Origin of the sequence: Neomicrococcus aestuarii (genome assembly GCF_014201135.1) — a bacterium.
Lineage (GTDB): Bacteria > Actinomycetota > Actinomycetes > Actinomycetales > Micrococcaceae > Neomicrococcus > Neomicrococcus aestuarii.
Map to the genome: position 1 here is coordinate 2,338,381 of NZ_JACHDR010000001.1, position 12,832 is coordinate 2,351,212.

Genomic DNA, 12,832 nt, shown 5'->3' on the forward strand with positions numbered 1-12,832 from the left:
GAGCTATCTTGGCTATCACTTGGGGCGCATCTAAGACTGGCGGTTCTAACGGTATTCGGCTGGGCTACGAGTTTACTCAAAGCCCAGCCACCGTTGGAACCGGCACATCTTCGGTTACGGTTACGCTCAAGCTGTACATCTGGACGATGGGCGCAATCTCTGATTCGTCTAACTCGCTCACGGTAAGCGGCGATTTCTCATTCTCCGGTAGCGTCTCAGTTTCCACGTCATCGGGTTCATCGTGGTCTACGTCTAATCAGCAGCTCATCAAGACGATCAACCGTACTTTCTCGCCACTATATGGCGGTGCGGTTACGTCTAGCTTCTCCGGCTCGCTGAGTGGCATTGAAGCGGTGGGCGGATCCGTCACGGCTACGGCTTCGGGTTCTACGACGACGGCCAAGCGGCCACCATACGCACCGGACGCGCCAACTGCTGTAACTGTAGCTCGCACGGATTCGACGCGGCACACGGTCTCGTGGACGCGCACGAATGCCACGGATCCCACGAAGATCTATGACACGCAAACGATCCAGCGCGCGGACGTTCTAGGCTCCGGCTCATACGTCACGATCTCCACGCTTGCGGGTTCATCGTCGTCATTCGTGGACACGTCTACGGTCTCGAATAAGAAATACCGTTACCGTGTCCGCGCCAACAATGACAGCGGTTCTTCGGCGTGGGCTTACTCGCCCACCTTTTACACCGCGCCAATCTCGCCAACCGATGTCAAGGCCGCGAAGTCTGGCGGCGACATTACCGTTTCGTGGACTCGACGCGCACATATTGAAGCGCGCTACGAGGTCGAGGACTGGGCGAACGGTGTTGCGACAACGCCAACGATTCTCACGGCGGCAAACGCGGCATCTACTGTCGCAACGTCGCCGGATCCAGCTAAGACGCACGCTTACCAGGTGCGCGCTTTCGTGGACGATGCAACCTTTGGGCGACTCTATTCTGTCTATTCGGCGCGATCGGCGACCGTGCAACTTATGGCACCACCGAACGCGCCAACGAATCTCGCACCAAGTGGCAATGCTGCGGACGGCGCAAAGGCGATCACGCTCTCATGGCGTCACAATCCCGTTGATACGACCGCGCAAACGTACTACTCGCTACGTCACCGCGCCGTGGGTGCTTCGACGTGGACAACGGTTGCCAAGACGGCAAGCCCTACACAGTCCTACGCGCTCACGGCTGGAACCTACGCGAACGGCACTAGCTTTGAGTGGCAGGTTCAAACGTGGGGTGATCATGCTACCGGCTCCGAGTGGAGCGCGGTTGCTGTTGTGCCACTGTCTGCAACTCCTATTGCGACGATCCTTAGCCCTGAAACGGTTCTAGGATCCAAGTTGACCGCTCAATGGGCTTATGCGGATCCAGAGTCAACGAATCAGTCAGCTTACCGTGTCACGCTCATTCAGTCTGGGCAGACTCTCGAAACATATACCGGATCAGGTTCGGCATCTTCGCGAGCGCTTGCAACGCGACTCGATAATGGTGGAACTTATACGCTCAAAGTTGCCGTTCGTGACGGGGCGGGGTTGTGGTCTGCGGATACTTCGCAGGTGTTCACGGTCTCCTATGCGCCGCCGCCATCTGCCACAGCTACGGCGATCTATGACACTTCCACAGGTGCGGCGGTTGTCGAGGTCACCATTCCCGGCCCCGGGTCTGGCGAAGTGGACGCGGTTACGTGGCACCTAGAGCGGCATACCGGCGCGGGCGATTGGGTTGCGGTCACTAACTCAATCTCGGTTACTCCAGGTCTTTCCGAGTCCGTTGTTGACCCACTCCCGGCCGTGAATGCCCTCAATCGGTACCGGGTGATCACGACCTCCGAGCTTCCATCCACGGCCACATCGGCAGAAGTTATCCTCGACACGTCCAAGCATCGGGGTTTCGTATACGTCAACGCGGGTCCCGGATTCTCGCAAGTGATCAAGTTTGCTGATTTCGCCACGGCTTCGGTCAACGCGACACGCGAGCGGGTATTCAATAACTTTGCAGGGCGCTCGTATCCAGTAGCTACTACCGGCGAGACGCGCGACAAGACCGTGAGCGTTTCGGGGCGACTAGGGGATAACTCTTCTACGCCGTCCGAGGTTGAAGCGCTCATGGATCTCGCGGGAACCTTCTGCGTGCGCGCTCCTTATATGAAGCAAGGCGCGGGTGGAAACGTTCGCGAGTTTGTGCAGCCCAACTCTGGGACTGCACTGGAATTTGAGCGCATCAAGGGCACTGTCTCACTGAGCTTCCGAAAGGTGGATTTCATTGAGTAGCGTCATATTTTCGGATCTCATTGACCCTCGGACTTATGACGCACTCACTGACCGCCACGAAGAGTATTGGACGTATCAGCGGCTCGACCGAAACCTAAACCTCATCGAGGAAGTGGATGGGGTTGATGCGTGTTCGGTCGAGCTGAACTTCAATTCGGATGTGCGCGGCTCCGGCTCATTCTCCTACCTTGGCTCAATTGACTGGCGCAAGGGCAACTTGATTCGTCCGGTCTATACGGTCAAGGCTGGGGATTCTGTCGCGTCGTGGCCGCTGGGTGTTTACGTTCCCATGTCGCCGCAACGCAAGCATGGTGCTACGGGTTCGCCGTGGGAATTTCAGATGTACGACCGCATGATGCTGTTGCGGGATATCAAGATGAGCAACACCTACACGGCGGCAAAGGGCATCAACGCCATTGGTCGAGTGAAGTACTTACTCACATTCTGGGGCTTACCTCAATATGTGATTGACGACTCCGATGAAGTATTGCGCACGGCAATTACATGGGAACCAGGAACAACGGTTCTTCGTATCGTGAACGATCTACTCGCTGCCGTGAATTACTTTTCGATCTACGCGGACGGCAACGGCTATTTCCGGTCACAGCCATATCAGCGGCCACAGGATCGAGCGGTTGAGTTCGGATTCGTTGACGACGAAAAGGGCATCTACGCGCCGGAGTTCACTGAGGACTATGACGATTACGCAGTGCCTAACCGTGTTGTGGTCGTCTCAGAGGGTGACAGTGACGCTCCAGCAATTCGCGGATTCGCGCAAGACAATGACCCTAACTCGCCGTTCTCCACGGTGACAACGGGGCGCATCCTCACAGCAGAGCCCGAGAGCGTAGAGCTTACATCTGAGGCTGTCGCAATGGCCTACGCGAAACGGCGACTTGGTGAGCTGCAACAGATCACTTCCGGCTTCGATATTGAGCACGCGCCGATCCCACTAGTTGGCGGCGATGTGGTCACGTTCGCCAACTCGACTAGTGATATTTCAATTCGCGCCGTAGTGCAAAAGGTGTCCTACTCTTCGGAGCTTGGCGCACTGTGCAGCACGACTCTTCGGGAGGTTGTCGGTGCGTAATCCACTAGCTGACATTATGCCCGCAACGTCGAGCGCTTCGGATTCATGGATTGAAGCAACCGTCACGCAGGTGTCGCCGCTCAAGGTGCATCTCATTACGGATGACGATCCATCGGACGCGGAACCTATCGCACTCAATGACATGCCACTTGCGGCAGGTGATCGAGTGTGGGTGCAGATTCGCAACCGCCGCTTGTTCATTATCGGCCTCATCACGCCGCGTGAGACTTCCGGAACAATCGCGGGGCCAGCGCTCACATGGGCGTCTACCTACTCACCGGCATACGTGGCAACGGCGAACGTCTCGACGCCCTACGCACCACCAGAGGGCTACGGCTTCCAGGTTTACACCACCCAAACATCTGGATGGGTGTGGGTCTCGGTTGCCGCGCAAACAGAGTCAACCGTCACGCTTCGAGTCTTTACCTACGACACAACAACGCCGCCTAGTGACCTCATCGTCACGCTCGGCTGGCGATTGGTACGAATCTAAATAAGGGGAGTTGTGGCATATAACCATTACGCAGAACTAGTAGTGGCGGACTCCACTACCGGGCGGCCACTCGCGAATCAGGTTGTGAAACTGCTTGACTTCGAGACTGGCGCAGAAGTTGACGCATATCGCGACGACGTAGCAACACTCCTTGTCTCCGGCGCAAACGGTCTAGTGACACCATTTCAGACGTTAGACGCCACTCGCCGCGTGAAGATGATCGTCGGTGGCGTGGAGTACTCGCGCTGGTGTGACGAAATGATCCTCCAAGTCGGCAATGCTGTGGATGAACTCGAACGGCTGACGGTCACAAATCTCGCCATTGATACAGACGGCACCCCTTATATCAGCATTGGGTCAACTGGCGCTCGCATCCTCATTGACACAGATGGGACGCCCTACTTTGAACAGGTTTAGCGCAATGGAACACAAAAACTTTATCGGCCTTTTCGAGCTAGGAGCCTAGTATGCAAACACCTGATAAGCGACTGGTCACGGAAGAGAAACTGGCGGCTGAGCTTGCTGCGTTCGAGCCAGCAACGGGCGGTGGCATCGAGCAGGTTTCCGGCACGGTCACTCTTGACTCGACGGGTGATCCAATCCGCGAGTTCTATACGACCGGCGCGACGACGTTTACGGCCAACGGTACGGACACGCTGATCAGCAGTTATACGGCTGTTGTGTGGCGGCGTACTGGCGCGGGTTCGTGGGGTTACCAGATTGTGCCGGAGTCTTGGACGACTCCAGCTGCTACGCCGGATACGACGGCACCTGTTGCGGGTACGTTGGCGGTGGATACGACTGGTACTACTGCGACGCTTACTGTTACGGGGGCGTCTGATGATCGTGGGGCGGTGTTGTATGCCTTCTCTAAGGATGGTGGCACCACGTACACGGGTCTTCAGTCTGACCCCACGTATACGTTCACGGGGCTTGCTCCGTTGACTTCGTACACGTGGCGGCATCGTGTTTCGGACGGGACTAATCTGACCCTAGGTGCGCCGGTTACGAAGGCGACTCCTGAGTATGTTCCTTCGGGTGCTTACGATGACGCCGTTCTCGCTGATGCGCCTCTATATTATTGGCCACTGGATGATGCGGCTGGCTCCGCTTCGGTGCGTAATCTTGGGTCTGGTTCGCAGGGCACGCAAACGCTCACGGGTGTCACTCTCGGTGCGGCTGGTATTGGTGATGGAGCAACATCTGCGTCTTTCGCGGGCACTTCCACGAGCAACAAGATTGCACTTACCGGTCTCGCCGCACCCGCTATGACGGCATCGAGCATGGAGATGATCATCTCTATTGGTAGTGGCGGCCAGAGCATTCCCATCTTGGCACAGCTCACCGGATCGTGGAATATAAAGCGGTATCAAGGGTTCACTTACCAGTCGGGCTCAACGGGGTACGTCTCTTCTGGAAGTTTGCCCGGCGGAAGATCCCATATCGCGGCAGTGTGGACGGGAACTGAAGCCGTCTTCTATGTGAACGGCGCAGAAGTTGCTCGCAAAGCGTATACGTCAACCCATAATGCATTTACCGGCGTGGGTGGCGAAATCGGTGGCGGGTTCGCTGGTCGGATTGCTGGCGTAGCGACATACACAACGGCGCTCGCTCCCGCTCGGGTGCTCGCCCACGCGCAGGCGGCAGGTCTGGCATGAGCCTACTAGCTATTTTGACCGCGTCGGGATTGACGCCCCCCAACTCAGCGCCGGAGGTGTTGGAGCAGCCCCTTCGCTTGCTGTCGCTTGCGCAGACTGTGGATGCGCCCGTAGTTGAACGAACGGCGACTATTGCACCACTGGCCGGCCCCGCTCTAACGTCAGGCGGATATACCGTGCCAACTGCAAGCCTTCGACTGATCGGCTCCACTTCCGGGGGTGACCGGGGAGGCGTAGAGGCTCATTCGTGGGAGTGGCAGACGAACGCCTCGGAGGTGACGCTTCGTCTGCAACTAAGCGGGTTCACTACGCCTGCTGTGCAGGTGTTTGTGGACGACGAGCCAACTGCTCACCCGTATATTCGTATTACGGAAAACTCTCAGATGCAGATCCCGTTGGGGGCGCACGGTACGTGAACCGTCCCGGGAATCATGCCGCTTGTTTGTTGGCGGCGTCGTCGGGTAACGAGCTGGTTTGTAGATCATAATATGTCTGCTCGTATTCCTCTGGCGTTTGGTGGTCCAGGGCGGAATGCAGGCGTTCGTTGTTGTACCAGTGGACCCACTCGAAGACGATTTCCATGACGTCGGTTTCGGTCTTCAACGCCCCGCTGCGGAACGGTGAATCCTTCGCAACGGCCTCGTTCTTGAACAACCCCATCACGGTCTCGGCTGCTGCGTTGTCATAGGCGTCACCAACGCTGCCAATGGACGGTTGTAGGCCCTCCAAGGCCAGGGTGTCGGTGTACCGGATCGAGGTGTACTGGCTTCCGGCATCGCTGTGGTGAATTAGTCCCGTCGGTGCCGGGCGGCCGGTGTGTTCGCGCCGCCACAAGGCCATCCGCAGGCAGTGTTCGACAAACGCGGTGTCCTTGACGGTTGAAGTTTCCCAGCCGAGGATCGCCCGGGAATACAGGTCGATGACCAGGGCAACGTAGACGAATCCGGAGTAGACCGGGACGTACGTAAAATCAGTGACCCAGATCTGGTTCGGAGCCGCGGCGGTGAAGTCCCGGTTCACCAGGTCCCCGGCACGGCGGCCGTCCTTGCCGGGGATGGTGGTGCGGGTCTTGCGGCCTCTGACGAGCCCGTTCATGCCTTCTTCGCGCATGAGCCGGTCCACGGTGTGTTTGGAGGCTTCCGGGAAGCCGTTACGGCGCAGCCACTGTGTCATTTTCCGCCGTCCGTAGATGATCTCGGGACGGGGGCGTCCCTTCGCGTCGGGGACTTTCACAGCACGAAGTGCATCGGTGAGGCGGGCGTCTTCGATGGTGCGCAGGGCTGGAAGGCGTTTCTTCCACGCCCGGTAGGTTCGTGCGGCGACCCGCACGCCCTGCTCCCGCAGGACGGCACAGATCGACTCGACCGCGTAACCTTCAGCGCGCATTTCGTCGATGAATCGACAGATCAACGGCGGCGAGGGTCGAGCTCCCTCGCGAAGAAAATCGAGGCCTGTTTCAGGATCTCGTTAGACTCTTTCAAGTCCCGCACCTCAGCCCGGAGCCGCTTGATTTCCTCCAACTCATCAGTGCTTGGTCCGGTCTTCTCACCGGCATCGATCTGAGCCTGGACAACCCAGCGCCGGAGCGATTCAGGGCCCACCCCGAGCTTCGGGGCCAGTGCCTTGCAGGCAGCATAGACAGACGGGTATTCGGACAACCGATCCATGGTCATGCGCACTGCACGGTCACGAACTTCGGGCGGGAACTGCTTGGGCATAGTCACTATCTTTCTCACAGAAGATAGCGGCATCAAACCCGGGACGGTTCAACGTGGCGAACCATTCGAGTAGATATTGGCGGCATCACACTTACTGGCGTAGACATACCTGGAGCGGCAGACATTCAGGCGACCGCGGCACGTAAGAAGCTCTACATCCTCGGTGATTCGTGGGTGGAAGGAAAATCGTACCGACCTAATGCGGACGGCACGGGTGTTGACAATGGCCCGGGATTTGAGCATATGGCGTTCCTTACGGCTCGCCTACTCAATGCCGCTCCGATCATCGGAGGCATCGGGGGCACTGGGTATGTGAACCGGTACCCTAACTCACACTATGGGGTAGCATCTCGCATGGATCGGCTTATCGGACATCAGCCAGACATGGTTCTTGTCTTCGGATCTATCAACGACGGCGCGAACTCAGGCGTTGAAGCCGCCGCGCTGGAGGTTTATGGGCGGATCGCCAATGAGCTTCCGGGCGTGCCGGTTCTAGTGTGTGCTACTCAGGACTATGGTGAGGGCGCGCCTGCAGCGACCGCGCCAAACCCGGGACACGGGGCAGCAGCCGCGGCATCGCCGAATGTTGCTGGGCATGTCGAGCCGAATGTTGAGAACTGGGTGACCAGTGCGCATGCGGGTCTCGTGAACAACTCTTACGACAATGCGCACTTAACGACCTTTGGAAATCGCCTTTATGCCGAGAAGTTGGCCGCGTTTATAGCGGCTTCTCTAGGGATCACAGCGTAACGAAGATCTGATCCTCAACGGCGCAGGTCTCTTCGCAAAAGCGCGTGGGCATTGTTGACGTGGACTGCGTGGGCACGTAGGTCTCGCCGCACCAGTCACACCGGCGTGCGCGTATGTCGCGCTCATGCCACCACAGCATGATCCGATCCAATGGGGTCATCATGCACCCCACAGTAACAGGGCGTAACCATGCCTGTATACAGGGCGTTGAAATATTACTAAGGAGTCTACATATGACTGCCTCAAGGCTTAGCTGGTATTCCAGATGATCCGCACCTATCATCCGATCTATACGCCGCCGAAGTGGTGGGAGCGCATCCTCGTCCATCCGATGGAGAACGTGCTCGCGATCCTAGCTATTGCGTTCGGCGCGGTCACAGCCGCAAGTATCCCGCTCGGTAATTTCCAACCGTCTGCATCAATGGCAGATATGCCGTGGCCGCTCGTGGCAATCTGCGCGGGCTTCGTTGGCATCGGTGGAGTGACGAGCGTGATCGGCTTGCACTGGCACGACTCGCAAGCCATCAACAGGGCGTGGGGGATTGAGCGCACCGGCTGGATACTCTCAGCAGGCGGTTTCTTCGTCTACGCAATCGCCGTAGCCATTAGCTATCCAAACTCTGTTTTCTCATGGCTCGTACCTGCCGGGCTGGGTATCGCCTCATCTCTACGCGCAATATCGTTACTCGTCATATGGCTGGTGGCGCGCAGAAAGTTGGGGGTGAAATGAGTGAGACGCTAATCATCTCCATCGTCGCGGGCATCCTTACGATCTTCGGCGGCGCTGGCTTTTGGAGCTACAAAGCATCACGAGCCGAAACGCCACTCAAGCAAGGTGCGCACGATCTTGCGCTGGCGGCGGGTGTCAATCAGATCATGATGGCTTCTTTGGAGGCTGTTCAGGAAGACGCAAAAGAGCTTCGGGAAGACCTGAAATCTCTACGAGATGAACTAGAGACCGTCAAGACGGAACTCGACTCAGAGCGCAAGAACTTCACTACCCGCCTCGAACGCTGGGTGATCTGGTATCAGCAACTTGCTGTGGGCTGGGAAGTCCACCGCCAGAAACCACACGCACCACCACCACCGGACAACCTAAGCGCCTGAGAGGGTGCTTTTTATTGGAGTGAGACATGCAGTACAGCCCACCAGTACCCTCGAACTGCCGTCACATTAGCGGCTCAGAGTTCGCGAAAATCTCAGCTATCCGTGGCGGCATCCCACACGCGGGTATCGACTTCCAACCTCCAACCGCTGGGCAACTCGGCGTACCTGTGTACGCGGTAGTGGCCGGCGTTGTCGAAGCGCTGTTCACTGAGATCAAACCCGGCGACCTGAGCAATCCGCTCTACCCGCGCCACACCGGCAATGTCGTCGCAATCCGCGACGATCTTGGACGCGTGTGGACATACCAGCACGGGCGTAACTTCCAAGTGAAGTACGGACAGCGCGTCGAGTCAGGCCAGCACCTCTGCGACATGTGGAAATCCGGCAACGTGTCCGGCGTCCACCTGCACATGGGACTTCGCGTAAACGGCGAATGGCAAGACCCAACCCCAGTACTCAAAGCTAACGGCGTCTGGCCAATTGGCTACAAGCCAACCGTTACACCAACCTCCACCACCGCAAAGGACGAAATCGACATGGCATCACTAGCAGACCTCCGCATCATCGTCACCAAAGCAATCGACACCGCAGTAAGCAAGCTCGCCACGGCCAACCAGGTCAACAGCGTCTACATCCGCCAACGCGAATATCAGGCATCCACCGACGAGCAGATTCGACAGCTCGCAGAAGCCACCAAGACCACCATCGACTACGGCAAGGTCAAGGAAGCCGCAAAGGCTGGCGCATCCGCAGCTATCGCGGAAGGTGTCACCATCGAAGGCACGGCGACCGTAGAGCTCAAGGCGGCTGAGTAATGTTGTGGACTAGCGCATTCTGGAAAGGTGCGGCGGAAAGAGCGATCAAGACTTTCGCACAAGTCCTCGCGAGCTACTTCGCCGTTGGCACCACGGGACTCATAGAGTTCAACTGGATCACCTCGCTATCCCTTGCGGGTGGCGCGCTTGTTGCGTCATTGCTGACCTCCATCGGCAACGCTGAATTCACGGCTGGCACGAGCTACGACGGCAAGTATGTGGATGTTAGCGAGTAGACTGTAATCACTATGATCCGTAGGGCTTGAAAGAGCACACCGCGAATCCTCAAAAAGACCCCCGCTTACTCATTGCGAGTCGGCGGGGGTTCTTTTTTTGTGCCTACTTTTGGGGGAGCTGAAGCATGGCGACGATGCCCTCCATGGACTTCTTCATTTCGCCGACATTGCCACGAGTCTTATATCCTCGCGTGACGCCGCGTGTCGAGTGTCCAACGAGCTGCATGATGATGTGCTCAGAGGTTCCAATCTCATAGAGGAAATCCACCGTGGTATGTCGCACGCCGTGGAGCTTCACGTCGCCATTGACACCGGCGTCTATGAGTAACTGTCGCCATTGCTTCGACACCTCGGCTGGATCCAGTGCGCCACCATTAGGATCAGTGAACACGAGGCCGCTAGTCCTGTCGCCGATATGCCGATCAAGGATAGCTTTGAGCACATCCACAACAGGCGGAGTTCGCCAGCCCGCTTGAGACTTCGGACGCGTGAGGTACAAGCTCTTTTCGACATGCCGATACTCGAAAGATTCGGGAACCTGGGATATATCTTTGATGCGCTGCATCTGCCACGAAATATCTAGAACGTCAGACACACGATCAACTTCCAAGCCGATCACTTCATTGCGACGCGCTCCGGTCAGTAGGTAGGTTGCCCATAGCGCACCATCGGGGCGAGTGACCACATAAGCGAACACGCGGCGGTATTCGTCAATCGTCAGTGCCACCTCCTTGGCGACGCGCTTCTGTGGGCGGTCTACGCGCTCGCAGACATTCGATGCAATGATCCCCTCGCGAACTGCACCTTTGAGCGCACCACTTAGCGTGTTGTGAATGAGCAGGATGTACGTACTCGAAAGCATCTCTGCATCTTCTGGGGGATCCGACAAGAACCGAAGCTTCTTATCCTTTGGCGTCTCGAATAGGACTTCATGCATTCGGCGCACATCGCTAGGTGTGATCTTATCGAGTCGCCGTCGTCCAAGTAGTGGATTGATGTACTCACGGAATGCGATCACATAGCCGTTGACCGTGGACGGCGAGCGCTTCTTACGCACATCTGCCAGCCATTGCTCAGACCATCGCTCTAGTGTGATCGAGCTTGTCGCCACGTCGTGAGACTTCGAGAGTTCGCCCTTGATCTTCCGCAGCTCACTCAAGGCTTCTTGCTTCGACTTTCGACGCACCACTTTACGGCGACGCTTCCCATCGAGACCGGGCGGTAACTCCACTCGGACTTCCCATAAACCTTGTGGGTTCTTGAAGATTGAACCCTCGCCTTTACCTCTTGCCATTTTACTAATCCCTAGGTGTACCCATTGGTGTACCCATTGCCACCATAGGCTAGCGTACTCTGTCTATTGGAAAACCCCTAGAATCCGCGGAACTTTGAGGTATTCCATCTCTCAAGTGTACTTTGCGCACGACTCATAATCGTGAGGTCGCGGGATCGAGTCCCGCCACCGCTACCAACAACAAAAAGTCTCGCAGCATCCTGGATGTTGCGAGACTTTTTCGTTTCCCCGCTGTCGCGATTCCGAACCCAAACAAATGTAAACGTTTGTTACGTGCGGACCGGGCCCAGCGTCGTCGTACTGGCTGAACGTCGCGACTGTTTCGCGCCACTGCTGGTAAGTAGCGAATATTGCGCGCCCGCTCAGAAGGGCGCGTAGGCGACGCAACTGTGGCTACGTGAGCCCATCCCACCCTGAACCGCATGTGAGGCCGCTAAACTGCAACTCACGCCCATGTGAGGCCACTTCTCGACGATCCAGATCTATGTGAGGCCCCTTCACAACAACCCGCCTCCATGCGAGAACGTTTTACAGCTAGAAAATGCTCGGACTCTGTAGAACTTTGTCCGCACATAGAGGTGGCGAGAGAACCGCGCGGTTGCCATAAACTGGAGACCATGTTGCCCTGGGACCAGACCTCTAAAGCGTACAAAATTGCCATCATTGGATCGTTTGCTTTCTCGATCCTTGGCATTGTGCTTGCCGTCATTGGTTCCCAGGTGCAGAATCAGCCGGTGATGTTCACGGCTATCGGGTTCCTGATTGTGGGAATCGTGATTCACATCGTGGGGCTGTTTATCCGCACGCGAGACGCTCGCGTTTACCGCAAGAGCCTCAAGAAGTAGCAGGCACGCCCGACGAGGATCTTCAAGAACCGGTTGTCGCGAGAACCTTGGTAGTTTTCTTGGGCGCAGGATCCGCGGTCAAGAACGCCAAAGCGACGTCCAGGAGTTCCAGGATGCCGTCGTCGGTGACCGTGTAGTACACGTGTGCACCATCGCGTCGCGAACTCACAACCCGGTTTTTGCGCAGCACCTTCAAATGCTGCGAGAGATGGCTCGGCTCAATTTCCATGTAGTCCAAGAAGTGGGAAACGGGAGCGGTGTTGTCCTCTGAGTCGCGCAAGAGCTCAAGGACTCGAATGCGCGCCGGGTGGCCCAGACTCTTGAAGAGATTGGCCTTGATTTCATACAGCGGCATGAGCCGTGGTTCTAACAACATGGTGCCCCCGAAATGCCGGAAACTTGCTGTTCCCCGCGAATAGCTCCAATATACATACACTGTTACTAAATACGTTGGATTCACCATATAGATTGTTTGTGCGGTGACTTTAAATGTTTCCTGAAGTAGATATTTTGTGACGAGAGTCATAGGCTCGCAGGATGAAGG

The 12,832-nt window shown here is 57.0% G+C and carries 15 protein-coding genes; 12 read left to right on the forward strand and 3 right to left on the reverse strand.

Annotated elements, in window-relative coordinates; all coding sequences use genetic code 11:
- Positions 1–8: 8 nt before the first annotated feature.
- From HD598_RS10710 to HD598_RS10735, 6 genes are all read left to right on the forward strand, one after another.
- Positions 9–2,282: a fibronectin type III domain-containing protein gene (locus HD598_RS10710; protein WP_183665815.1), complete on the forward strand. Its 2,274-nt coding sequence runs from the start codon at positions 9–11 to the stop codon at positions 2,280–2,282.
- Positions 2,275–3,372, forward strand: a complete 1,098-nt coding sequence (locus HD598_RS10715; protein WP_183665817.1) for a hypothetical protein — start codon at positions 2,275–2,277, stop codon at positions 3,370–3,372. The genes HD598_RS10710 and HD598_RS10715 overlap by 8 nt, the downstream gene beginning before the upstream one ends.
- The gene (locus HD598_RS10720) at positions 3,365–3,865 is read left to right on the forward strand and encodes a hypothetical protein (RefSeq protein WP_183665819.1); all 501 of its coding nucleotides are present in this window, start codon (positions 3,365–3,367) and stop codon (positions 3,863–3,865) included. The genes HD598_RS10715 and HD598_RS10720 overlap by 8 nt, the downstream gene beginning before the upstream one ends.
- Positions 3,866–3,877: 12 nt before the next feature.
- On the forward strand, positions 3,878–4,282 hold the full coding sequence (locus HD598_RS10725; RefSeq protein WP_183665821.1) for a hypothetical protein: 405 nt from the start codon (positions 3,878–3,880) through the stop codon (positions 4,280–4,282).
- A 50-nt stretch (positions 4,283–4,332) separates the two neighbouring features.
- Positions 4,333–5,523: a LamG-like jellyroll fold domain-containing protein gene (locus tag HD598_RS10730; RefSeq protein ID WP_183665823.1), complete on the forward strand. Its 1,191-nt coding sequence runs from the start codon at positions 4,333–4,335 to the stop codon at positions 5,521–5,523.
- Between the two features lie 176 nt (positions 5,524–5,699).
- Positions 5,700–5,939, forward strand: a complete 240-nt coding sequence (locus HD598_RS10735) for a hypothetical protein (RefSeq protein WP_183665825.1) — start codon at positions 5,700–5,702, stop codon at positions 5,937–5,939.
- Between the two features lie 13 nt (positions 5,940–5,952).
- Here the strand turns inward: HD598_RS10735 and HD598_RS10740 are convergent.
- Positions 5,953–7,241, reverse strand: a protein-coding gene (locus tag HD598_RS10740) for an IS3 family transposase (protein WP_183662812.1) whose coding sequence is annotated in 2 segments (ribosomal slippage) — positions 5,953–6,968 and positions 6,968–7,241 — 1,290 coding nt in all. Because the reading frame shifts where the segments join, the coding sequence is not laid out codon by codon here.
- Positions 7,242–7,397: 156 nt separating this feature from the next.
- Here HD598_RS10740 and HD598_RS10745 point away from each other — a divergent pair.
- The 5 genes from HD598_RS10745 (at position 7,398) to HD598_RS10765 (ending at position 10,149) form a co-directional block, all read left to right on the forward strand.
- Positions 7,398–7,991, forward strand: coding sequence for a GDSL-type esterase/lipase family protein (locus HD598_RS10745; protein WP_409366203.1), 594 nt, complete (start codon positions 7,398–7,400; stop codon positions 7,989–7,991).
- 265 nt (positions 7,992–8,256) lie between these two features.
- Positions 8,257–8,721 (forward strand): hypothetical protein, encoded by a 465-nt coding sequence (locus HD598_RS10750; protein WP_183665829.1) that lies wholly within the window; start codon positions 8,257–8,259, stop codon positions 8,719–8,721.
- A complete protein-coding gene (locus HD598_RS10755; RefSeq protein ID WP_183665831.1) occupies positions 8,718–9,098 on the forward strand; it encodes a hypothetical protein in 381 nt (126 codons plus the stop codon). The genes HD598_RS10750 and HD598_RS10755 overlap by 4 nt, the downstream gene beginning before the upstream one ends.
- A gap of 26 nt (positions 9,099–9,124) precedes the next feature.
- Positions 9,125–9,913, forward strand: a complete 789-nt coding sequence (locus HD598_RS10760) for a M23 family metallopeptidase (protein WP_183665833.1) — start codon at positions 9,125–9,127, stop codon at positions 9,911–9,913.
- Positions 9,913–10,149, forward strand: coding sequence for a holin (locus HD598_RS10765; protein ID WP_221244636.1), 237 nt, complete (start codon positions 9,913–9,915; stop codon positions 10,147–10,149). The genes HD598_RS10760 and HD598_RS10765 overlap by 1 nt, the downstream gene beginning before the upstream one ends.
- A gap of 103 nt (positions 10,150–10,252) precedes the next feature.
- On the opposite strand, the gene HD598_RS10770 is transcribed toward HD598_RS10765, so the two are convergent.
- Complete coding sequence (locus HD598_RS10770) at positions 10,253–11,380, reverse strand: tyrosine-type recombinase/integrase (protein ID WP_183665835.1); 1,128 nt, start codon at positions 11,378–11,380, stop codon at positions 10,253–10,255.
- A gap of 680 nt (positions 11,381–12,060) precedes the next feature.
- Between HD598_RS10770 and HD598_RS10775 the strand changes: the two genes are divergently transcribed.
- A complete protein-coding gene (locus HD598_RS10775) occupies positions 12,061–12,288 on the forward strand; it encodes a hypothetical protein (RefSeq protein WP_071894922.1) in 228 nt (75 codons plus the stop codon).
- 22 nt (positions 12,289–12,310) lie between these two features.
- Here HD598_RS10775 and HD598_RS10780 read toward each other — a convergent pair whose 3' ends face one another.
- The gene (locus tag HD598_RS10780; protein ID WP_183665837.1) at positions 12,311–12,664 is read right to left on the reverse strand and encodes an ArsR/SmtB family transcription factor; all 354 of its coding nucleotides are present in this window, start codon (positions 12,662–12,664) and stop codon (positions 12,311–12,313) included.
- Positions 12,665–12,832: the final 168 nt, after the last annotated feature.